Origin of the sequence: Chelativorans salis (assembly GCF_025336525.1) — a bacterium.
Taxonomy (GTDB): domain Bacteria; phylum Pseudomonadota; class Alphaproteobacteria; order Rhizobiales; family Rhizobiaceae; genus Chelativorans; species Chelativorans salis.
In genome coordinates this window covers 278,803-299,477 of the sequence record NZ_JAOCZP010000002.1, presented here as the reverse complement: position 1 = coordinate 299,477, position 20,675 = coordinate 278,803, and the positions used below count along the sequence as shown (strand labels likewise).

Below are 20,675 nucleotides of genomic sequence, written 5' to 3'. Positions count from 1 at the left end.
CCCTCGGCCGCTCGCGCCTGCAACGGCTGTTGCCTTACGGGCAGGTCTGCACGAAGGCCGCGACATTGCCGCCGCCGTTCTGGCTGACCTCGGCATCGCAGCCGTTGCCGACCTGAACGCCGGCCGCCACGTTGCCGTTGCCGTCCTGGGTCATGATGGCGTTGTGGTTGGCGCCGAACTGACCGACGCCGGCGGCGTTGTGCTTGCCCTTCTGCCAGATGTCGGCGTAGTTGTTGTGGCCCTGCTGGCCGACAGCCGCGGTGTTCTTCTTGCCCTTCTGCTTAACGATGCCCGTGTTCCAGGAACCGCTCTGGTAGACGCCGATCTGGTTCTTCTTGCCCTTCTGCTCGCCGCCGGCGGCGTTGGCCCAGCCATACTGCTCGATATAGATGCCGTTGGCCGAGGCGGGCACGGCGGCGATGCCGAGAAGCGCGGCGGCGGCGGTGGCGATGATGAACTTGCGGGTCATTTCGGTACTCCTCCTGATGGGTGCGGGTGTCCCCCGCGGGTTGTCAACGATTGCCGTTTTACGGGAGGCTTGCGGAACCGTTGCTGAACCCGTCGTTCAGGTGGGGTTCACTGGCGGGGGGCGCGAAGGGCGCGGGGCTCTCCGACGATTCACCTGCGCCACGGCAGATCGGCCTCCTCCGGCTCTTCGCCGTCCGCCATGGGCAGGCCCCGCATCCAGTTCACCAGGGCGCGCTTGCGCTGCCTTTCGTAGACCCAGCCCAGCTCGAGGGCGAGGAAGGCGGTCATCATGCAGTGCGAGCCGGCGTCGTCCCACAGCTTGCCGCAGGCATCGCTGTCCCCCGGCCCGAGGCCGCCGTGGCAGCACCCCGTGCGCCCGCAAATCCGCCGCGGACAGCGTTTCGGCAGGCCCGCGTCGTTGGCGAGGAAGCGGTACATGACCGTCATCTGCTCGCGCGGGAAGGGCGGCGGCTCGTCCGGCCCGGTCTCCACGCGCATGGAAGCCGGGATGGTCTTCATCGCCTCGCCGATCGATTGCATCATTTCCTGCATGAACTGTTCGTCGTCGTCCATCGTCTTCTCCTTTTCGGGGTTTCGGTCGGATGCGGCCGGCCACGGGCGCGCTTCATCCTCGCCACGCCCGGTTTTCACCGTCTGGCCATTGACCCTTCGACAAGCTCAGGGTGGGAAGCGGGGCGCGTTGTCCGAGCCACTCTATTTATTTTTAAGGCGCGTCCAACGCGCCCCGCCGGAGTCTGTCCCGACGGTCGGCCGGTCACCCGGCCCCCCGCCCTTCCCGGCTGCACCCGAATGGGGGCTTTACCGGGCCGGACGGGAAGCCTGGCGGCTTCTCCGCAATGCCGGCGACGCTGTCTGTAGCGCCTCCGGCACCGCCGGCCTGTCGCGGGCCCTCAGGCCTCCGGGCACCGGCAGCCCGAAGGGGGAGGTCTCCGCCGCCCTCCCCGTGTCCCCGGTCCGGACCGGGTTCCCGCGAGAGCGATGGGGAGGATTGTAGGGGTGGCTTGGGGAGGGGGGATAAAAAAGTGGGACGAGGGAGTGAAGAAAATGCGAATGGTAAGTGGGGACAATGGGTTGGCGGGGGAGAAAAATTTTGCGAGTGCAGATTTATCCCCGCGCGAGAGGCGTTGGGGCCTCTCTTGCGGCGTAACATAGTAAAGGGCTGCTCATTGCGGAAGCGAATTGCAATTTTCGGTGGTGAATGCTATGCGGAAGGCGGTGCGGGTGGAGTGGAACGAAGTTTCCACTGATTCAGTTTGTCCTGGGTCTCCGTTATACATTGAGGGTAAATCTCTCAGCTTCGGCTACCCTTCTTGAAGGGTGTAGTTGTCCTTGAGTTCGTGCGCCCGCACCGCTTTTTTTGGGGTAGGCACATTGGGCGCAGAGCATTCGAACATTTGGTTAACCTCCCGCACTCGGATGGAAGCCGAACGGCGACTACTTTTGTATGGAAAAATTTCTCACTTGGTAATTTCTTATTACTCGATAATACTCATCATATTTAATGTTTTCTCAAACTTCTTTGAAGAAAGGTATACATATTATTACGAGATAAACATTGCTCTATCTGTAATAATATTATGCGGATCGCTTATATCACACGGATTTCGTTTTGAGAAAACAGCAGCCTCTCATCGAGATTGCTATCTTAAACTACAAGAACTTTTTTCATCTCCACTAACTGGACAAGAGAAAGACAGTCGTTACAGCCAGATACTGTACGGATATCCAAATCATGGAACACAAGATTACAACAACATGATAGTCAGGGAGATATTATTTTTCAAAAAAAACCTTGCAAACTCGACCGGACCAATTTTGCTTAGCAAATACAACATAGTCAGTTTCTTTGTATGGAAAGCGTTACTTGTTATATCTGTCGCCGCGGTATTTCTAATTCCAGTTGTACTATTTGGAATAGCGCACCTGGAGTTTCTCAATGGGGTCTAAGGAAGTCTTTGCTGCGGAATTTTCCACCGATCGTCTTGTAACCCTTTTTAATGAGCGCATTGAAGTTGGTTCCAAGGCCCTCGGAAAAGATGGCATTAACGTGGAGGCGTTCAAAGCGGGCCTGGACAGAGAAGTAGAGGTCATACGGCGCAAGATCTTCGACAAATCCTACCGCTTCACCGGCTACAAACAGCGATTGATATCGAAGGGAGCTACGAAGTATCCCCGCGAAATATCTGTCGCCACCGTCCGAGATCGCCTAGTCTTGCGCGCGCTTTGCAATGTGTTAATGCAAATTTTTCCTGAAACACTTTTACCTGCTCCGCAGGCGTATGTACGGGAAATAAGCGAGCTTCTAGACCGGGCGGACGACGGATTCTCATTTGTTCAAATTGACATCAAGGATTTCTACCCGAGCATAAGGCACGACCTAATGCTCAGAAGGGTTCGAGCCAAAGTACGATACCCTCCAATGTTAAAGTTGATAGAAGAAGCGCTTAAAACACCAACAGGACTAGCCCGGGCGCTAAATAGTAGAGAAAAAGGGATTCCTCAAGGTTTAAGCATATCAAACATTCTTTCATCTATATATATGAATGCAATTGATGGTAAAATGAAAGAGGCGACTACGTACTTCCGATACGTTGATGATATACTCATTATTTGCCCCGACAGTGAGGCCAGTCGCCTCTTTCGCTCTACCGAAGGAAGACTAAAGGCTGCAGGTTTAGAATGCCATTCTATAAAGCCAGGCTCGAAATCAAAAATCGCCAGCACAAGTGAGAGCGTTGACTATCTTGGATATAAAATTTCAAAGAATATGATTTCAGTTAGGTCATCGTCATTCAAAAGAATGATTGACAACATTATTAAGGTAATTACAGAATTTAAATATAAGAAAAATCATAAGAGGCTTATTTTACGTATAAACCTCAAGATAACAGGATGCATAATAGAAAATAAGCGATACGGATGGATGTTCTTTTTCTCACAAACGAGAGATATGAGTCAACTTGCGCGATTGGACGCTTTTATCGCCAAGCATGTAAGTAAATTTAGCCCTGAAAATGTAAACATGTTAAAGACGTACATTAAGACTTTTCACGAAATAAGATATAATATTCATGATACGAAATACGTCCCAAAATATGACAAATATAGTTTCGATCAGAAAGTGAAAATGATTTCAGAATTATATGGGACAACGGAAGAAGACATCCGAAGCCGCGACGAACAGACGGTTGAAAACTTATTTCGGAGGCTCGTTAAGCGCGAGATTTCCGAATTGGAGAAAGATTTAGCTGAAGCTTTCTCGTGAGCCCCTATCCTGCCGCGCTCCCCAAACGCGCGTCCTCAATCAACTGGTCGAGCTTGCCGGCTCTAACATCCGCCTCAAGCTGGCGGTCCCAGCGCTGCCAGCGCAGTTCGTCGAACCACTCGGCGAAGGACTTCAGTTCCTCGTCCGAGAGGGAGGCGACGGATTTTTCGATCTGGTCGAGCTTGCTCATGGGAGTGCATATAGCATGGAATGAGGGTCGAAGGGGCGTGGCTTTTGCGGCGGAGCCCGCCTTGCCGGTGTCATCCCTGCCGAGCGGAGCGAGGGCCGGGATCCATTCCGGAACGTCACCAAGTCACGGAATGGGTTCCGGACAGCCTGCGCTTTGCTCCGGCTTCCGGGATGACGGCCGCGAAGGGTTTGTGACGCAGCCTTCCTGTCTTCTCCGATGGCGCCGATACAATAGCTGGTGCCATTGCCGTCCCTTGCCATCACCCCCTGTCGGCTACCTCCAGCCCCAAACGTCTTCCACCCATAACACCATTCCAACAACCACAGGAGAAGCGTGATGAGGAAGGTTATCGTCGGTGCGATGGTGAGCCTGGACGGGGTGATGCAGGCGCCGGGCGGGCCGGATGAGGATCCGGTCAGCGGGTTCGAATATGGCGGGTGGGTCTGGCCGCTGTTCGACGAGACGCTGGGCGAGGCGTTGGACGAGATGTTCTCCAGGCCCTTCGACCTGCTCCTGGGGCGCAAGACCTATGACATCTTCGCGGCGTACTGGCCCTATGTGGAGCCGGACAATTCGATCGGGCCGCTGTTCGACCGCGTCAACAAATATGTGGCGACGCGCGATCCGGAGCGGAAGCTTGAGTGGCAGAACAGCCATAGGCTGGGGCCGGATGCGGTGGCCGCCGTGAAGAAGCTGAAGGAGGAGGACGGGCCGGACCTTCTGACCCAGGGCTCGACGGTTCTTATAAAGGCGCTGTTCGAGAACGGGCTGGTGGACGAGATCAACATGTCGGTCTTCCCCGTCGTGCTCGGCAGGGGGAAGCGGCTGTTCGGCGAGGATTCCATGCCGGCAACGTGGAAGCTGGTGAGCTCGAAGACCTCCGGTTCCGGGGTGACGGTCAACCGGTATGTGCGCGACGGCGAGGTCGCCACCGGGTCGTTCGCACTCGTGGAGCCGACGGAGGCGGAGCTGGAGCGGCGCAGGAACCTGACCTGAAGGCGGGGCACCGGGCTGGCGGTGGGCCTGTCTTTTAAGCGTCATCCCGGCCGAGCGGAGCGAGAGCCGGGATCCATTCCGGAACGTGGCCAAGTCACGGAATGGGTCGCGAACAGCCTCCGCATTGTTCCGGCTTCCGGGATGACGGCGGAGGTTAGCGGTTCGCTTACTCCTCTTCTTTGCCGGTTCACAAAGGAGCGTCCCGACAGACCAATCGACACGCCGGCGGCGACGGCGGCAGAAGGATGATATCCACCTAGCAATACCGCACGAAGTCAGCGCCCCGGCCGGCCCGTCTTCTTCGGCCGGCGGCGGCGTTCGCGCTCGTCGGCAGGATCCTCGTAGGAGCCGGCGCCGGGCTTGTTGCGTGGTTCGTCAAGCTCACCATGAGGGGCATTGGTGCCGGGCTTGGCGCGCGGGGTCTTGCCGCCGACGGGCTTTTCGGTGCGGCCGACGGTCATTTCGTCGAGGGTGTTCTTGCGGAAGAGCGACTTGTCCTTGCCGGCCGGGACCGCGTAGGCGCCAGAGCGGCCCATGTCGTCCAGGTCGGGCTTGGCGAAGAGGGGTTTGTTGGCCTCGCGCGCGGCCGCGGGGTCCCCATCCTGCCCGGCTTCGCGGGACTGCCCTCCCCTCGAGGGGGAGGGAGCCGCGCTCTGTGATTGTCTCGCCGCCCTTCCCTTGCGCGCGGCGTCGCGTCTGCTCTTTTGGGTGTTCTCCACGCCGATGTCGCGCGAAAGCGGGTCGTCGAGGATGGCGAGTTCGGTTTCCTTGAGGCGCTTGATCTCGTCGCGCAGGCGGGCGGCTTCCTCGAAGTCGAGGTCGGCGGCCGCGTCGCGCATGGATTTTTCGAGGTGCTCGAGGTGGGCGGCCAGGTTGTTGCCGACGAGGTTGTTCAAGTCCTCGCCCTTGGCGCCGGCGATGTCGGCGCGCACATGGTCGCGCTCGTAGACGGAGCCGAGGATGTCGCCGATGTTCTTCTTGATGGATTCAGGCGTGATGCCGTGGGCGGTGTTGTATTCGAGCTGCTTTTCGCGGCGGCGGCCGGTTTCGGCCATGGCGCGGTCCATGGAGCCGGTGACATTGTCGGCGTAGAGGATGACGCGGCCGTCGACGTTGCGCGCGGCGCGGCCGATGGTCTGGATCAGCGAGGTCTCGGAGCGCAGGAACCCTTCCTTGTCGGCGTCGAGGATGGCGACCATGCCGCATTCGGGGATGTCGAGGCCCTCGCGCAGGAGGTTGATGCCGACCAGGACGTCGAAGGTGCCCAGCCGCAGGTCGCGGATGATCTCGATGCGCTCCAGCGTGTCGATGTCGGAATGCATGTAGCGCACGCGGATGCCCTGCTCGTGCAGATATTCCGTCAGGTCCTCGGCCATGCGCTTGGTGAGCACGGTGACGAGGGTGCGGTAGCCGGCGGCCGTGGTGGCGCGGATCTCGCCGACGACGTCGTCGACCTGGGTCGTGGCCGGACGCACCTCGACGGGCGGGTCGATGAGGCCGGTGGGGCGGATCACCTGCTCGGCGAAGACGCCGCCCGCCTGCTCCATCTCCCAGCCGCCGGGGGTGGCGGAGACGCAGACCGTGGGCGGGCGCATGGCGTCCCACTCCTCGAAGCGCAGGGGGCGGTTGTCCATGCAGGACGGCAGGCGGAAGCCGTATTCGGCGAGCGTTGCCTTGCGGCGGAAGTCGCCCCGGTACATGCCGCCGATCTGCGGGATGGTGACGTGGGACTCGTCGACGAAGACCAGCGCGTTGTCCGGCACGTATTCGAAGAGGGTGGGCGGCGGCTCGCCGGGGGCGCGGCCGGTGAGATAGCGCGAATAGTTCTCGATGCCGGCGCAGGAGCCGGTGGCCTCCAGCATCTCGAGGTCGAAGCGGGTGCGCTGTTCGAGGCGCTGCGCCTCGAGCAGGCGGCCGGCCTTTTCGAGCTCAACAAGGCGCTGCTTCATCTCCGCCTTGATGCCCTTGATGGCCTGGTTGAGGGTCGGGCGCGGGGTGACGTAGTGCGAGTTGGCGTAGATCTTGACCGATTTGAGGTCGTCGGTCTTCTTGCCCGTAAGCGGGTCGAACTCGGTGATGGACTCGATCTCGTCGCCGAAGAGCGAGATGCGCCAGGCGCGGTCCTCGAGGTGGGCGGGGAATATCTCGATCGTGTCGCCGCGCACGCGGAAGGAGCCGCGCACGAAGTTGAGGTCCTGGCGCTTGTACTGCTGGGCGACGAGGTCGGCGAGGAGCTGGCGCTGGTCGAGACGGTCGCCGATCTGCATCTGGAAGGTCATGGCGGTATAGGTCTCGACGGAGCCGATACCGTAGATGCAGGAGACGGAAGCGACGATGATGACGTCGTCGCGCTCGAGCAGCGAGCGCGTGGCCGAGTGGCGCATGCGGTCGATCTGCTCGTTGATGGAGGATTCCTTCTCGATGTAGGTGTCCGAGCGTGGGACGTAGGCCTCCGGCTGGTAGTAGTCGTAATAGGAGACGAAGTACTCGACCGCGTTGTCGGGGAAGAAGGACTTGAACTCGCCATAGAGCTGGGCGGCGAGCGTCTTGTTGGGGGCGAGGATAAGCGCCGGGCGCTGCGTCTCCTCGATGACTTTGGCCATGGTGAAGGTCTTACCGGAGCCCGTGACGCCGAGGAGGACCTGAGTGCGGTCGTTTTGGTTGGCACCTTCGACGAGGTCGCGGATGGCCGTCGGTTGGTCGCCGGAGGGCGAGAACTCTGTCGCCATCTTCAGCGAGATGCCGCCCTCAGACTTGTCCGGGCGCGGCGGGCGGTGCGGGGTCCAGGCACTCCTCAGGTTCGGGTCGCCGCCCTCGATAAGCTTCGAGAGTGCGGCGACGGTGGCGGTGACGCCTGCCGACGACAGGCCCTCCGCCTCCTCGAGGCTGACGTCGAGGCCGGCGACGGGATTGAGGCCGGCGGCGGCGCGCTCCTTGGCCGACGCCGCGCCACCCATGGAGGTGCCGCGCGCCGTCTTGCCGGGCGCGGCGGAGCGCTCGGGGATCTTCTTCTTCGGCTTCATCGGCTGATCCGCCTCTCGCTCGATCTCCTCGGCCCAGTCGGCGACGGAGCCTGACAGCGGCGCGCCGGAAAGCGGCGGCTGGGGCTTTTCAGCGAAGCCGCCACGGTTCTTATTCGGGGAATTGGCCATGAGGGCGAATATGGAATCTCGCGGCGCAAATGGAAAGGGGGTGGCGGGCGGCTGCGCGGTCCTGGCGCGGGGTTGCTGACAGAAGGCTGTCAGGAGGCGAAATCCCTCGGGCACAGGAAATGCGTGAGCTGCGCACCGGCGAAGCCGAGGCCCGCCCACGGCCCCTCCACGGTGAAGCGGGCAAGCGCGGCGGTGGGAAACTTGGCACGCATGCGGGCAAGCGCCTGCGCGTCCGAGCCCGGCCCGGCAAGGCCCACCGCCAGGTCCTCCATACCGGGATTGTGGCCGAGGAGGAGAAGCCGGCGGCAGTCTTCCGGCGCTTGGCGGATCAAGGCCAGGAGCCGGTCGGCCGAGGCCATGTAGAGCGCCTTGTCGCGGGTCGCGCTCGGCGCCCCCTCGCCCATCTCCACCGCCGCCAGCCGCCAGGTTTGGCGCGTGCGCAGCGCCGCCGACACGAGCGCGGTGTCCGGCACCCAGCCGCGTACGGCCACTTCGCGGCCCATCAGTGCCGCCGCCGCCTCACCGCGCGCCGCCAGCGGACGGTCGAAATCGTCGAGCGTCGGATTGTCCCAACCCGACTTGGCGTGGCGCAGAAGAAGGAGTTCGCGCATTCAGACCTCTTGCCGTTGCAACCCCCGCCGGCAAGCGCGCTAGCACGAAACGGCCACGGCCGCCAGCGGAGCTTTCTATCCGGGTTATATTGACGCTTGTTTTATCCGGGTATAAATGATGGCGGGGGCTCCATGGAAAAGGACAAAAACATGTATACGGCTTTCGAAGGTGAGCGGCGGGTGGTGGCGGGGACGCGGCTGGAAGTCGCCCTGGCGCTGAAACGCGACGGGCGAGCCGAAAACGTCCTGATCTTCGACGACGAGACTGGGCGGCAGGTGGATTTCGACCTGTCGGGCAGCCTGGAGGCGGTGGCCGCCCGCCTCGGCGGTGGGCAAGACGCACCGGCCGCCGCCCGCACGCCGGGCCGGCCGAAGCTCGGCGTGGTGGCGCGCGAGGTCACGCTGCTGCCGCGCCACTGGGAGTGGCTCGGCGGGCAGCCCGGCGGCGCCTCGGCGGCGCTGCGCAGGCTGGTCGACGCAGCGCGCGGCAGCGACAGCGGGCGCGAGGGTGCCCGCAAGGCGCAAGCGGCCGCCGACCGCTTCATGATGGCGATGGCTGGCGACCTGCCGGGATACGAGGAAGCGTCACGCGCCCTCTACGCCAGCGACAGCGACCGCTTCCGCCGCCACATTGCCGACTGGCCAGATGATGTGCGGGGGTATGCGGAGCGGCTGGCGGGGCCGGCGTTTGCCTCATAACCGAAAAAGAAGACGGCCGCTGTGCGCGGGGCGTACCGGCGCTGGGTGCACAGGGTTATCACACCGCGATTGGAGGCGATGGCCGGCGATCTGCCGGCTACGAGGAGGCGTCACGGGCCCTCTACGCTGGCGACGATGACCGCTTCCGCCGTCACATCGCCGACCGGACGGCCCCCACCCGGCTGCGCTCCGAATGCTTCTTCGAATGTTGACGCATCGCCGAAGCTCATCAAAACCGTTGCGCATCGAAGCCCGCGATGAGGCATTGTGCAAGTCCAAAACCGGCCCATGGCGATCACGATCGATCTGCGGCGAGTTCGCCCCAGGTGCTCCTCGGTAATTCTGCACTGACGCGCTTGAAAAGCGCCCGACGCGCTCCCAAATTTTTAGCGGTCCGGGCCCCTCTGGCAGTGCCTCAGGCACTGTGATGTCGGACTTCGAGTTAGCTGCGATGAGTGCACCTGACTGGTTGGCCGACCCTTCACTAAGCACAGTCGTCCTCCAAGTATGGTCTCAAGCCGCAGCCCGATGGCCGCGGTACGGCCAGAGCATGGAGAGACGAAATGAAGTGCCCGATCGACCAGACGGAGCTGATGATGACGGAGCGGCAGGGGATCGAGATCGATTACTGCCCGAAATGCCGCGGCGTGTGGCTCGACCGCGGGGAGCTCGACAAGCTGATCGAACGCTCCGGCCCGGCCGAGCGCCCCACGCGACAGGAGGAGGCGCGGCCGCAATACCGCGAATCCGGTTACGAGCCGCGCCACAAGAAGCGCAAGTCGCTGCTCGGCGAACTCTTCGATTTCTGACGTCACCACGTGACGATGGCCGGCCCGCCAAGGGCCGGCTTTTTCTTGCCGTCTTCAGTTTCTTCTTCCCCGCGCGGGATAATCGACCGGAAACAACATCATGGAATCGAGCATCTGGCTCTGGGTCGGGTTCAATCTGTTCGTGCTGGCGCTGCTGGCCTTCGACCTCGGCGTCCTCCACCGTAAGGAACGCGAGATCAAGGTCGGCGAAGCCCTGTGGCTGAGCCTCTTCTACATCGCGCTTGCGCTCTTGTTCGGCGCCGGGCTCTTCTGGCTGCGGGGCAGCCAGGACGGCGTCGATTTCCTGACCGGCTATTTCATCGAGAAGTCGCTCAGCGTCGACAACATCTTCGTCATCGTCCTGATCTTCACCTATTTCTCCGTGCCCGCGCAGTATCAGCACCGGGTACTCTTCTGGGGCATTCTGGGCGCGCTCTTCATGCGCGGCGTACTGATTTTCGCCGGCGTGCAGCTCATCCACCAGTTCGCCTGGATGGCGCTTATCTTCGGCGGCTTCCTCATCGTCACCGGCATCAAGATGCTGATCGTGGCCGACCAGAAGCCGGATCTCGAAAACAACGTCGTGCTGAAGGCGGTGCGGGGGCGGTTCCGCCTGACGGAGACCTTTCAGGGCAAGCACTTCTTCGTGCGCCAGAACGGACTGCTCTACGCCACACCGCTTTTCCTCGTGCTGGTGATGATCGAGTTTACCGATCTCGTCTTCGCCGTCGATTCCATTCCGGCGATCATCGCCATCACCACAGACCCCTTCATCGTCTACACCTCCAACGTGTTCGCGATCCTGGGGCTGCGGGCGCTCTATTTCGCGCTGGCCGGCATCGTGCCGCGCTTCATCTACCTGAAATACGCGCTGTCGCTTGTGCTGGTGGTGATCGGCTTCAAGATGATCGCCAACTACTTCTACGGCGGCAAGTTCGTTCCGACGGAGCTTGCGCTGCTCATTACCGTGGTGCTGATCGGCGGCTCGATCCTGCTTTCGCTCATCCGCACCCGCGGCGCGCCGCCGGCCGAGCCGCAGGCACTGCCTACCGGCTGGGTGCCGGGCAGCCCGGCGGAGAAGCCCGTCGAGAAGCCGGCGGATACGGAGTAGCAGATGCGCGCGCTGTGGGCCGGCCGGCTGCCGCTGGGTGAGGCGTTCTGGAAATACGCGCTCCTCTACGGCACGCTGGCCAGCATGCTTGCCACGGGAGGCGCGCTGGCACTTTTGGCTGCCGGTATGCCGGCGGCCGCAGCACTGGCCGTCCACTTTCTTCCCCTGCCCTATCTCCTGGCGGCGGTGGTGGGCGTCTACCGCAGTGCCGCCCGGTATGCCGGCCCGCCGCTCTGGGCGCGGACGGCGGAAGTGGCGGTCGTGCTTTGGGCGATAGTCATGGCGGTGCTTTGATTTTCGAGCGCTAGAGCGGGATGAATTTGGTCAGGTCAATCCCGGCGCGTCATCCCGGCCGAGCGGAGCGAGGGCCGGGATCCATTGCGTGACTTTTCAACGTTCCGGAATGGGTCCCGAACAGCCTTCGTTTCGCTTCGGCTTCCGGAATGACGCCGTCGGATCAAACCGGCTTGAAATCTTGCATTAGGTGCGGCCTGTCCGTCAGAACCGTTCCGCCCGCAGCACCTGCGTGTCGGTGACGCTGACGACACCGATGTGCCGCTCGACGACGGCGAAGGCGGCTTCGAGCAGTGGGTCCAGCCGTTCGGGGCGGATAAGGCAGATGACCGCGACCATGCCGCCGGCCCGGCTCACCTGCCCTTCGCGGCTCCACTGGCCCGAGCGTCCCGACCCGCCGCTGACGGGCAGGATTGTGTAGCCGGTCACGCCGGCTTCGTTCAGCGCGTTGGTGAGCTGCCGCTCCATAACGGCTTCGATGATGATCTCCACGCGTTTTGCATTATGCATTTCCATTGCTTTCAGCTCCCCGTCACGGCGGCGGCGGCCATCATATAGAATGGAATGCCGAGCGTCAGGTTGAACGGAAAGGTGACCCCCAGCGCCAGCGTCAACGACAGGGCGGGGTTGGCTTCGGGCAGCGCTACCCGCATGGCCGCCGGCACGGCGATATAGGAGGCCGACGCCCCCAGCACCATGAGGAGCACCACGCCGCCGAGCGACAGCCCCAGCGCCAAGCCGGCTGCAAGGCCGAGCGCGGCGCCGACGAGCGGCATCAGGATGCCGAAGGCGACCGTCCCCGCCGACAGGACACCGCGGCTGCCGCGCAAGCCCCGGCCCGCCACTATCCCCATGTCGAGCAGGAAGAGGCACAGGACGCCCTTGAAGGGCTCGACGATGAAGCTCTGGATCTCCGCCAGCCCCTCCTCTCCGGTGACCCAGCCGATGACGAAGGCGCCGAGCAACAGCACTATGGAGCCGTTGAGCAGGATCTCGCGCCACAGCTCCGCCCCCACCTGCTCGGTGCCGCCGCCGCGCTTGGCGGCAAGCCACAGCGCCGACAGGATGGCGGGCGCCTCCATCGCAGCGGCCACCGCGACCATGTAGCTCTCGGCTGGGATGCCGCGCCCGGTGAGAAGGGTGCTTGCGGCAACGAACGTCACGATGGAAATCGATCCGTAATGACCGGCGACCGCCGCCGCATCGGTGACCGAAACGCGCGTGAGGAAGCGCAGCAGGGCGAAGGCGATAAAGGGAAGGAAGAGCGAGAGCGCCACGCCCGAAAGCAGTGCGGCGACCAGCCGCGCATCGACGCCATGGGCCGCCACGCCCGCTCCGCCCTTGAAGCCGATAGCGAACAGAAGATAGAGGGAAAGCCCCTTTGCAATGGCTTCGGGAAAGCTCAGATCGGATCGGGCAAGGCCTGCCACCAGCCCGAGCACGAAGCTGAGAATGATCGGCGAGACCAGATTGGCCGCCGCCAGCGCCAGGATGCTGTCCATGCCCACCCCTCGAAATGATTCGCGGGAATATAGGCGGGAGCATCAGGCGCGAAAAGCGGCCAGGGCCGGTGTTTCGTGGTCAGCCGCGTGCACGCGGCGGGGATGATTTCGAGGATCGCTGCGCTGTCCCCGTTTTCTACGAAGGCGCCAATCGTGCAGCAGCCGCTATGAAGGTATTCCCTTTATCGCCTGTGAGGTGTCGCTTCCGCACCTTCCAGGTACGCGAGCAAAACGTAGATGAAAATAAGCACCCCGGCTATCTCGAGGCCCTCCTCCATGTTCGTCAACATTCGAAAACGAAACGACTCTATGCCTTCGATTTCCGCGACACTGCCGCCGATCATCTCGAGCCCGACAGCGCCGCAAAGAAACGCCGCGGCGGAGAGTATCAAGAGGACCGCGAGACGTGGAGGAAACGATCGGATGAACGGAATAAAGGCCGCAAGCCCGATCAGACTGACGACGCCGGCCGGCGCTGCCCAGGCGAAATACATCAGGCCGGTGTTTTGTACCCTCGATGACAGAATGGCAGAAATCTTCTCATGAATGCTTGCGAATTCATCGAACGATAGCAGCAGGAAAAGAGCCGCAAGGAAGTACCAGTGCCACTTGAAGCGGCTACCGCGCATCGCCGCATCGCCCGCTGCCTGAAAGAGCAGCCAAGCTGCAGCGAATGTCGCCACTATCGAAAGCCACGTGAACGCGCTCTGCTCGGAATCAACATCCAGCAGCCATATCTTATCGGAAGAACCCGCGTTTGCTCTGTAATTCAGGATCAAGTCTTGTGCAAAGCTTGCACCGACAAGCAGTGCGGCAACAAGGCAAGATATCGCGAATATCTCCTTCCACTTCGCGAGCATGTCGACGGTGAACGGAAGGTCTCTATGTGAGAGTTTATGAACCGGGGCACTCATAGGGTCACCGGGTTCCCCTGTTAGGGACGTGTCATAAAACCTTCATGAGTTTGTCACACCTCGGTGGCTGGTTGTCAATGTATGGCGCTGCTCGCTCGCTCCGGTGCACGAGAGGAAGGGAAGCCTTCCACCCTTGCGCCGCCGCGGACTGATCGCCGTGGAACCGGCCCTGCCTCTGATATCGCTGCACTCAGTCCAGGAGAAAGCTCAGCCGCTCGTCGGTGCGGTTGGGGGTGATTTCGAGGATCTCCGTACCGACCACGTTTTCGGCGACGAACGGATCCTCGTTCACCCGCGCCTGAAGCTCCGGGAGGGAGGTGGCGTGGGCGAGGATGGCCCCGCCGGCGTTGGGCTGCAGGCTGCCGACCACCAGGAAGACGCCGTCTTCGATGCCGCGTTGGATCCATGCCTTGTGGCCCTCCATGAATTGCGGCGCCTGGGCTTTGTTTTTGGAAAATCTGAGCAGGACGACGAACATAGGGGGTTCCTTGAGTTTTGCGGGTGGATTTCCGGGGTTACGGTGAGGCGGTCTTTTGCGTGTGTGCCTCCAGCCAAGCGCACATCTGGTCGACCTCGCTGCGGATGAAGCTTTCGTCGTGAAAGGCGTTGGCGAGTGTGGCCACGCCCTGGCTGCGGGCGAGGATGTGCATCGCCAGGGCGTCGGCCTCCGCCTCCAGGCCGAGCAAGGCGAACTGGCGGCGCAGCCAGTCCCGGAACAGAGTGAAGATCTTGTTGGCCTCGGTTTGCGCGATGTGGTCGAGCTTGGCCAGTTCGGCGCAGAGTGTGCCGACGGGGCAGCCATAGGCCATGATCTTCGCGCGGTTGGCCACGAGGACATGGATGAAGCTGCGGATGCGGTCTGCGGGGTGTGCGCCCTCGGCGTCCCAGCGGTCAAGCATTTCCCGGGTGTTGGACAGACGCAGAGTGATCACGGCATTAAGGATGTCGTCCTTGGTCTTGAAATGATAGTAGAAATTCCCGCGCGAGATCTGCACCGTCTCGGCGATGTCCGTAAACGAGGTGTGCTCGTAGCCTTGCCGGTAGAACAGTTCGTCGGCCGCCTCGATTATCTGCTCGCGGGTTGTCTCGGCGTTCATATTGGGCTCCGCCGGTTGGACGAAATGGGTTTAGGACGTTTGACCTAGAGATTAGGACGAGCGTCCTATACCCGTCAAGGGCGATGCGGCCTTCGCCTAGCGGCGCGGCCTTGCCTCCTACCGCGGCCCCTCCAGAAGGTGCAGCGGCGGCAGACGGCGGGGGACGGGGGAGGACTGGATGATGGAGGAGTTGGTCATGGCGAACGGCATCACCTTGTCGATCAGGCGCTCCAGATCCTCCATCGAGGCGACCGTGGCACGGGCGATGAAGCAGTCCTCGCCGGTGACGCGGTCGCACGCTACGATCTCCGGCAGGCTCGCTAGGACCTCGGCCACCTTGGGAAGCTGGCCGGGGACAGGGCGGATGCGCAGCCAGGCCGCAATAGGCAGGCCGAGGGCGGCGGGATCGATCTCCACCGTATAGCCGGTGATCACGCCGGCCTCCTCCAGCCGGCGGATGCGCTCGGCCACGCTCGGCGCCGACAGGCCCACCTGCCGGGCGAGCGCGGCGGTGCTGATTCGCGCGTCGTCGGCGAGCGCGGCGAGAAGCTTCATGTCGGTACTGTCGAGCGGGCCATTTTCGTATCGAAGGCGTTTCATGTCAGAAGCCTTACATTCGTGGGAGAAAGACAGATATCTTCTTTCGATAATATTCGCACAAGAATACCGACCTTACATATCGATGGCAAAGAAAGTGGCGCGCCAGCGGGCGTCGGTCCTTGCGTTTTGGGCAATGGCGGGGCTGGCCCTGGGAGAACGACCATCATCTCGCCGCAATCCGGTCCGGTACGCGTGACGCGGTGGCGCGGGGAAAGGCCCCGCACAAACGATTACTTGCCTTTAACCGAACGTATGCTTAGTTCAGGTTGGGGGCCTAAGCAAAATGGAATTTGGGCGTGGACTTCTTCGATAACGAACCGTCGCCACTACAAATAATGGAACGCTTGCAGGCAGGGGCGGATCCGGTCGACGTGCTCTATGACCTATCCTATGTGGCCTTGTTGAGGGTCATGGGCGAACCAAACCCGCCCTCCGGGGTTCCGACGGTCTCCGTGCCGCTGCCCTTGCTGGAGGGGGTGCTGGAAAAGCTCAACCGTCCGCTGCCAGACGACGATGAGTATTTCCACGGCATGGACTGGTAGATGCGACACCACTGATGCGCATGCGGGTGGCGCGTGCCGTCGCAGGCTTCTTGTCCGTGGCGCCGGGTACGCAGTCTTCGTATCGAAGGTGCTTTGTCCTTAGGGCCTCGTAATCCAGATAGGAAGACCGCTTCCTCCCTTTCAAAACATATTCATTCCAGGACATCGCCCTTTCATAGTGATGGCAAAGGGAGTTGACCCGATGCCATCTTCGACGGGCGCGCTGAACAGGGCAGCCGAGACCGTTCCGCCGCATGCCTGGTTCGGCGTCAGCGCCGTCTTTCACTATCTGGGACCGTCGTTTGCGGTGCTCTTGTTTCCGGCGGTGGGGGTTCTCGGCGTTGCCTGGTTCCGCATCGCCTCGGCGGCGCTGATCTTCGCGCCCTTCACGAGGCCGTGGCGGACTTTTCGCGAGGTGGACGCAAGGACGCGGTTGCTGCTTGTCGGGCTGGGCGCTTGTCTGGCGGTGATGAACACGGCCTTTTACCTGGCGCTCGACCGGCTGCCGATGAGCCTGGTGGCGGCGATGGAGTTCGTCGGCACGCTCGGCGTCGCGCTCTACGGGCTACGCACCCGGCGCAACCTGGCAGCGCTGGCTCTGGCGCTGACGGGTGTCTTCGTCCTGATCGACGTGACGTGGGCGAACGATCCGCTGGGACTTTTCTGGGCGGCTTTGAACGGGGCGCTGTTCGTCGGCTATATCGTGCTCGGCCATGCGGCCGCCAGGAGCGGTGCCGGCGCCGGGGTGGAGCGGCTGGGCGCGGCAATGGCCGTCGCCTTCTTGATCCTTATGCCGATCGGCTTCGCCGAGGCCGCACGCGCCTTCGGTACGGTGGAACTGGTGCTGGCGGGCATCGGCGTGGGCGTTTGCTCGTCCGTGATCCCGTATATCTCCGACCAGCTCGCCATGTCACGCCTGCCGCGGGCGACGTTCGCGCTGTTCCTGGCGCTGCTGCCGGCGACGGCGACGGTGATCGCGGCGGTCGTGCTGGCGCAGGTGCCGACGGTTCGGGATGTCTTCGGCGTGGCGCTGGTGATGGCCGGCATCGCGATCCACAGGCCACCGGGGACAGGGTGAGGCTTCTCACTGCACCCCGAGGAACTGCCTCAGCTCCGGCGTCTTCGGCCTGGCGAAAACCTCTTCGGGCCGGCCGATCTCGTGGACGCGGCCCTGGTGCATGAAGACCACGCGGGAGCACACATCGCGAGCGAACTTCATCTCGTGCGTGACCATGAGGAGGGTCATGCCTTCGGCGGCGAGCTCGCGGACGACTGCGAGCACTTCCGCCACCAGCTCCGGATCGAGGGCGGAGGTGACCTCGTCGCACAGAAGCGCGATGGGCTGCATGGCAAGCGCGCGGGCGATGGCGACGCGCTGCTGCTGGCCGCCGGAGAGCTCGTCCGGATAGGCGTCGAATTTTTCGGCGAGGCCGACGCGCTCCAGCATCTTTCGCGCCATGGCCTCGGCTTCGCGCTTCGGCGTCTTCTTCACCACCGTCTGCGACAAGATGACGTTGCCGCCGGCCGTCAGGTGCGGGAAGAGGTTGAACTGCTGGAAGATCATGCCGACCTTGAGGCGCAGGGCCTTGAGGTGCGCCTCGTCGGGCAGGAGCTGCGCGCCGGCGACGGAAATCGAGCCGCCGTCGATGGTCTCCAGGCCGTTGATGCAGCGCAGAAGCGTCGACTTGCCGGAGCCGCTCTTGCCGATGACGGCGATCACCTCGCCCGGCTTCACGTCGAGGTCGATGCCCTTCAGCACCTCGGTCTGGCCGAAGCTCTTGCGGACGTCAGTGATTTCGATGAGCGACATTGAGCTTCCTCTCCAGGATCTGGCTCGACTTCGACAGCGGCCAGCAGAGCGCGAAATAGATGAGGGCGACGAGGCCGTAGACGGTGAAGGGCTGGAAGGTGGCGTTGGTGACCACGGTGCCGGCCTTGGACAATTCGACGAAGCCGATGATGGAGGTAAGTGCGGTGCCCTTCACCACCTGGACAGAAAAGCCGACGGTGGGCGGGATGGCGACCGTGAGCGCCTGCGGCAGGATGACGTAGCGCATCTGCTGCACGTATCCCATGCCGAGACTGGCCGACGCCTCCCACTGCCCGCGGACGACGGATTCGACTGAGCCGCGCCAGATCTCGGTGAGGAAGGCGGCCGTCCACAGGATGAGGGCGATTCCGGCGGCGAGCCACGCCGGCACGTTTATGCCGAAGAGGCCGAGGCCGAAGAAAGCGAGGAAGAGCTGCATCAGGAGCGGCGTGCCCTGGAAGAACTCGACATAGTATTTCGTGAAGGCTGTCGACAGACGGTTTCCGCCGATGCGCAGGAAGAGGAGGAGCGCGCCGACGATGCCGCCGCCGAGGAAGGAGACGAGGGAGAGGACGACGGTCCAGCGCGCAGCGAGGAGCAGGTTGCGCAGGATGTCCCAGATCGTGAACTCGATCATCGTGCCGGCCTCCTCGGGAAAATCATGGCGCCGATGCCGGCCAGCACCTGGCGCAGAAGGATAGCCAGGGCCAGGTAGATGGCGGTGGTGACGAAATAGGCCTCGAAGGCGCGGAAGGAGCGCGACTGGATGAAGTTGGCGGCGAAGGTGAGGTCCTCGGCGGCAATCTGCGAGACGACCGCCGAGCCGAGCATGACGATGACCACCTGCGAGGAGAGCGCCGGCCAGATGCGCTGAAACGCCGGCACGAGCACGATGTAGCGGAAGGTCTGGATGGGCGACATGGCGAGGCTGGCGCCGGCTTCGAACTGGCCGCGCGGGGTGGCCTGGAGGCCGGCGCGGACAATTTCACAGCTATAGGCGCCGAGATTGACGACCATGGCGAGATTGGCCGCCTCGAGCTCGGTGAGCCTCACTCCGAGCGACGGCAGGCCGAAGAAGATGAAGAAGAGCTGGATGAGGAAGGGTGTGTTGCGGATGAGCTCGACATAGGCCGAGACGAGCGGCTTCAGCCAGGCGGGCCCGAGGGCGCGCGCCCAGGCACAGGCCGTGCCGAGCGCGACGCCGAAGAGGCCGCCGACGACGATCAGCTCGATGGTGATGAGGATTCCCTTGAGGAGGACCGGATAGTATTCGGCCAGCCATGAGAAGCTGAAGGCGTAGGTCACGGGAGGCGGCCTCTTTGCGACGTGAATTTGACTGGGATTTGCGCATGCCCGAAGGGGACGAGCTTCGGTGGTGCCTCTCCGCATCGCCGCTCCCCACATGGCAGCCGACGGCGCCGCCCCCTCACCGTCTCGGCCTTCAGCCGATCCACCTCTCCCCCACGTCGTGGGAGCAAGGCGTAGACGCCTTCACCACGGCCGGCGACTCCCCTCCCCTGTTTGCGGCGGAGAGGTGGGCCGCGAAGCGGGTCGGTGAGGGGGAGCGACATCACCATGTGCGATAACCCCTGCGCTGTTGGGCCGGAGAGAAGCGGAAGAAACCGCTCATGCGCGCAGCGTTCACAGCCCTTCCGGCAGGCCCGCCCCGAGCCATTTCTGCGAGATGGCGTCGAGCGAGCCTTCGGCTTTCGCCTCGGCGATGACGGCATTCACCTTCTCCATCAGCGCTGGCTCGTTCTTATTAAGGCCGATGTAACAGGGCGAGTTCTTGATCAGGAACTTCATCTCCGGGCGCTTCGGCGGGTTCCTCTCGAGGATGGCGGCGGCGACTACGTTGCCGGTCGCCACGACGTCCACCTGGCCGGACAGGAAGGCCGAGATGGTGCCGTTGTTGTCCTCGTAGCGCTTGATGACGGCGTCGGACGGGGCGATCTCGGTCAGTTCCAGGTCCTCGATGGCACCGCGGGTGACGCCGATTGTCTTACCGGAGAGGTCTTCCGCATCCGATACAGTGACATCGTCGGGCGCGAAGACGCCGTTGAAGAAGGGGGCGTAGGCGTCGGTGAAGTCGATCACGGCCTCGCGCTCGGCGTTCTTGCCGAGGCTGGAGATGACGAGGTCGACCTTGCCCGTCTGCAGGTAGGCGATGCGGTTGGCGCTCGTCACCGGCACGAGCTCGGCTTCCACGCCGAGCTTCTCGGCGATGAGGTTGGCCATGTCGATGTCGTAGCCGACCGGCGCCATGTCCGTCCCGACGCTGCCGAAGGGCGGAAAATCCTGCGGCACGGCGACGCGCAGGGCGCCGCGCGCCATCACGTCCTCAAGCGCATCCGCCATGGCGAGCTTTGGCGCCACGGTGGCCGCGGCCGCCAGAATCGCCGCACCGGCCATCCCGATTAATGTCCGACGGTTCATATCGATCTCTCCTTGTTTGCTTGTTCCAGGCTTGTTTGTTCCGGCTATCCGCTTGCCCTCTGCAACTGGCGTGCCAGCCGCCGGCACTCTGGAGGAAAGCCCGCATTTCGACGGGCGCGAAGGGTGAGATCGAGCGGTCGAATATGGTCGCCTGCGAG

General features: G+C 62.7%; 25 protein-coding genes. 10 read left to right on the top strand and 15 right to left on the bottom strand.

Going from position 1 to position 20,675, the window contains the following annotated elements; genetic code table 11:
* Positions 1-34: 34 nt before the first annotated feature.
* On the bottom strand, positions 35-469 hold the full coding sequence (locus N5A92_RS07370) for a curlin (RefSeq protein WP_260901387.1): 435 nt from the start codon (positions 467-469) through the stop codon (positions 35-37).
* A 149-nt stretch (positions 470-618) separates the two neighbouring features.
* Positions 619-1,041, bottom strand: a complete 423-nt coding sequence (locus N5A92_RS07365; protein WP_260901385.1) for a hypothetical protein — start codon at positions 1,039-1,041, stop codon at positions 619-621.
* A gap of 771 nt (positions 1,042-1,812) precedes the next feature.
* On the opposite strand from N5A92_RS07365, the gene N5A92_RS27455 reads away from it, so the two are divergent.
* Positions 1,813-2,436, top strand: a complete 624-nt coding sequence (locus tag N5A92_RS27455) for an SLATT domain-containing protein (RefSeq protein ID WP_425248547.1) — start codon at positions 1,813-1,815, stop codon at positions 2,434-2,436.
* Positions 2,426-3,754, top strand: a complete 1,329-nt coding sequence (locus N5A92_RS07360) for a reverse transcriptase domain-containing protein (RefSeq protein ID WP_260901383.1) — start codon at positions 2,426-2,428, stop codon at positions 3,752-3,754. The genes N5A92_RS27455 and N5A92_RS07360 overlap by 11 nt, the downstream gene beginning before the upstream one ends.
* A gap of 4 nt (positions 3,755-3,758) precedes the next feature.
* Here N5A92_RS07360 and N5A92_RS07355 read toward each other — a convergent pair whose 3' ends face one another.
* Positions 3,759-3,944 carry a hypothetical protein gene (locus tag N5A92_RS07355; RefSeq protein ID WP_260901382.1) on the bottom strand — a complete coding sequence of 62 codons (186 nt, stop codon included), beginning with the start codon at positions 3,942-3,944 and terminating at the stop codon, positions 3,759-3,761.
* Between the two features lie 336 nt (positions 3,945-4,280).
* Between N5A92_RS07355 and N5A92_RS07350 the strand changes: the two genes are divergently transcribed.
* A complete protein-coding gene (locus N5A92_RS07350; RefSeq protein WP_260901381.1) occupies positions 4,281-4,940 on the top strand; it encodes a dihydrofolate reductase family protein in 660 nt (219 codons plus the stop codon).
* 275 nt (positions 4,941-5,215) lie between these two features.
* Here the strand turns inward: N5A92_RS07350 and uvrB are convergent, their stop codons facing one another.
* Positions 5,216-8,092 (bottom strand): excinuclease ABC subunit UvrB, encoded by a 2,877-nt coding sequence (uvrB, locus tag N5A92_RS07345; protein ID WP_260901380.1) that lies wholly within the window; start codon positions 8,090-8,092, stop codon positions 5,216-5,218.
* An 89-nt stretch (positions 8,093-8,181) separates the two neighbouring features.
* On the bottom strand, positions 8,182-8,703 hold the full coding sequence (locus N5A92_RS07340) for a SixA phosphatase family protein (RefSeq protein ID WP_260901378.1): 522 nt from the start codon (positions 8,701-8,703) through the stop codon (positions 8,182-8,184).
* Positions 8,704-8,835: 132 nt separating this feature from the next.
* Between N5A92_RS07340 and N5A92_RS07335 the strand changes: the two genes are divergently transcribed.
* From N5A92_RS07335 to N5A92_RS07320, 5 genes are all read left to right on the top strand, one after another.
* The gene (locus N5A92_RS07335) at positions 8,836-9,402 is read left to right on the top strand and encodes a DUF2239 family protein (RefSeq protein ID WP_260901376.1); all 567 of its coding nucleotides are present in this window, start codon (positions 8,836-8,838) and stop codon (positions 9,400-9,402) included.
* Positions 9,399-9,614 carry a DUF2239 family protein gene (locus N5A92_RS27450; protein WP_425248559.1) on the top strand — a complete coding sequence of 72 codons (216 nt, stop codon included), beginning with the start codon at positions 9,399-9,401 and terminating at the stop codon, positions 9,612-9,614. Before N5A92_RS07335 ends, N5A92_RS27450 begins: the two co-directional genes overlap by 4 nt.
* Before the next feature lie 351 nt (positions 9,615-9,965).
* A complete protein-coding gene (locus tag N5A92_RS07330; RefSeq protein WP_260901375.1) occupies positions 9,966-10,211 on the top strand; it encodes a TFIIB-type zinc ribbon-containing protein in 246 nt (81 codons plus the stop codon).
* A gap of 100 nt (positions 10,212-10,311) precedes the next feature.
* On the top strand, positions 10,312-11,322 hold the full coding sequence (locus tag N5A92_RS07325; RefSeq protein ID WP_260901374.1) for a TerC family protein: 1,011 nt from the start codon (positions 10,312-10,314) through the stop codon (positions 11,320-11,322).
* Between the two features lie 3 nt (positions 11,323-11,325).
* Positions 11,326-11,616, top strand: coding sequence for a hypothetical protein (locus N5A92_RS07320; protein ID WP_260901373.1), 291 nt, complete (start codon positions 11,326-11,328; stop codon positions 11,614-11,616).
* A 204-nt stretch (positions 11,617-11,820) separates the two neighbouring features.
* Here the strand turns inward: N5A92_RS07320 and N5A92_RS07315 are convergent, their stop codons facing one another.
* The 6 genes from N5A92_RS07315 to N5A92_RS07290 form a co-directional block, all read right to left on the bottom strand.
* On the bottom strand, positions 11,821-12,132 hold the full coding sequence (locus tag N5A92_RS07315) for a P-II family nitrogen regulator (protein WP_260901370.1): 312 nt from the start codon (positions 12,130-12,132) through the stop codon (positions 11,821-11,823).
* Between the two features lie 5 nt (positions 12,133-12,137).
* On the bottom strand, positions 12,138-13,118 hold the full coding sequence (locus tag N5A92_RS07310) for a sodium-dependent bicarbonate transport family permease (protein ID WP_260901368.1): 981 nt from the start codon (positions 13,116-13,118) through the stop codon (positions 12,138-12,140).
* Positions 13,119-13,300: 182 nt separating this feature from the next.
* Positions 13,301-14,032 carry a hypothetical protein gene (locus N5A92_RS07305; RefSeq protein ID WP_260901367.1) on the bottom strand — a complete coding sequence of 244 codons (732 nt, stop codon included), beginning with the start codon at positions 14,030-14,032 and terminating at the stop codon, positions 13,301-13,303.
* 190 nt (positions 14,033-14,222) lie between these two features.
* Positions 14,223-14,510, bottom strand: a complete 288-nt coding sequence (locus N5A92_RS07300) for a YciI family protein (protein WP_260901366.1) — start codon at positions 14,508-14,510, stop codon at positions 14,223-14,225.
* A gap of 37 nt (positions 14,511-14,547) precedes the next feature.
* The gene (locus N5A92_RS07295; protein ID WP_260901365.1) at positions 14,548-15,129 is read right to left on the bottom strand and encodes a TetR/AcrR family transcriptional regulator; all 582 of its coding nucleotides are present in this window, start codon (positions 15,127-15,129) and stop codon (positions 14,548-14,550) included.
* Between the two features lie 117 nt (positions 15,130-15,246).
* Complete coding sequence (locus N5A92_RS07290; protein WP_260901363.1) at positions 15,247-15,729, bottom strand: Lrp/AsnC family transcriptional regulator; 483 nt, start codon at positions 15,727-15,729, stop codon at positions 15,247-15,249.
* 335 nt (positions 15,730-16,064) lie between these two features.
* Between N5A92_RS07290 and N5A92_RS07285 the strand changes: the two genes are divergently transcribed.
* Both N5A92_RS07285 and N5A92_RS07280 read left to right on the top strand, forming a co-directional pair.
* A complete protein-coding gene (locus N5A92_RS07285) occupies positions 16,065-16,271 on the top strand; it encodes a hypothetical protein (protein WP_260901362.1) in 207 nt (68 codons plus the stop codon).
* Positions 16,272-16,473: 202 nt separating this feature from the next.
* Complete coding sequence (locus tag N5A92_RS07280) at positions 16,474-17,349, top strand: EamA family transporter (RefSeq protein ID WP_260901360.1); 876 nt, start codon at positions 16,474-16,476, stop codon at positions 17,347-17,349.
* A 6-nt stretch (positions 17,350-17,355) separates the two neighbouring features.
* Here the strand turns inward: N5A92_RS07280 and N5A92_RS07275 are convergent, their stop codons facing one another.
* The 4 genes from N5A92_RS07275 to N5A92_RS07260 form a co-directional block, all read right to left on the bottom strand.
* Positions 17,356-18,081: an amino acid ABC transporter ATP-binding protein gene (locus N5A92_RS07275; RefSeq protein WP_260901358.1), complete on the bottom strand. Its 726-nt coding sequence runs from the start codon at positions 18,079-18,081 to the stop codon at positions 17,356-17,358.
* On the bottom strand, positions 18,059-18,718 hold the full coding sequence (locus tag N5A92_RS07270) for an amino acid ABC transporter permease (RefSeq protein ID WP_260901357.1): 660 nt from the start codon (positions 18,716-18,718) through the stop codon (positions 18,059-18,061). The genes N5A92_RS07275 and N5A92_RS07270 overlap by 23 nt, the downstream gene beginning before the upstream one ends.
* Positions 18,715-19,386, bottom strand: a complete 672-nt coding sequence (locus N5A92_RS07265; protein WP_260901344.1) for an amino acid ABC transporter permease — start codon at positions 19,384-19,386, stop codon at positions 18,715-18,717. Before N5A92_RS07265 ends, N5A92_RS07270 begins: the two co-directional genes overlap by 4 nt.
* Positions 19,387-19,722: 336 nt before the next feature.
* Positions 19,723-20,493 (bottom strand): transporter substrate-binding domain-containing protein, encoded by a 771-nt coding sequence (locus N5A92_RS07260; protein WP_260902304.1) that lies wholly within the window; start codon positions 20,491-20,493, stop codon positions 19,723-19,725.
* Positions 20,494-20,675 lie beyond the last annotated feature (182 nt).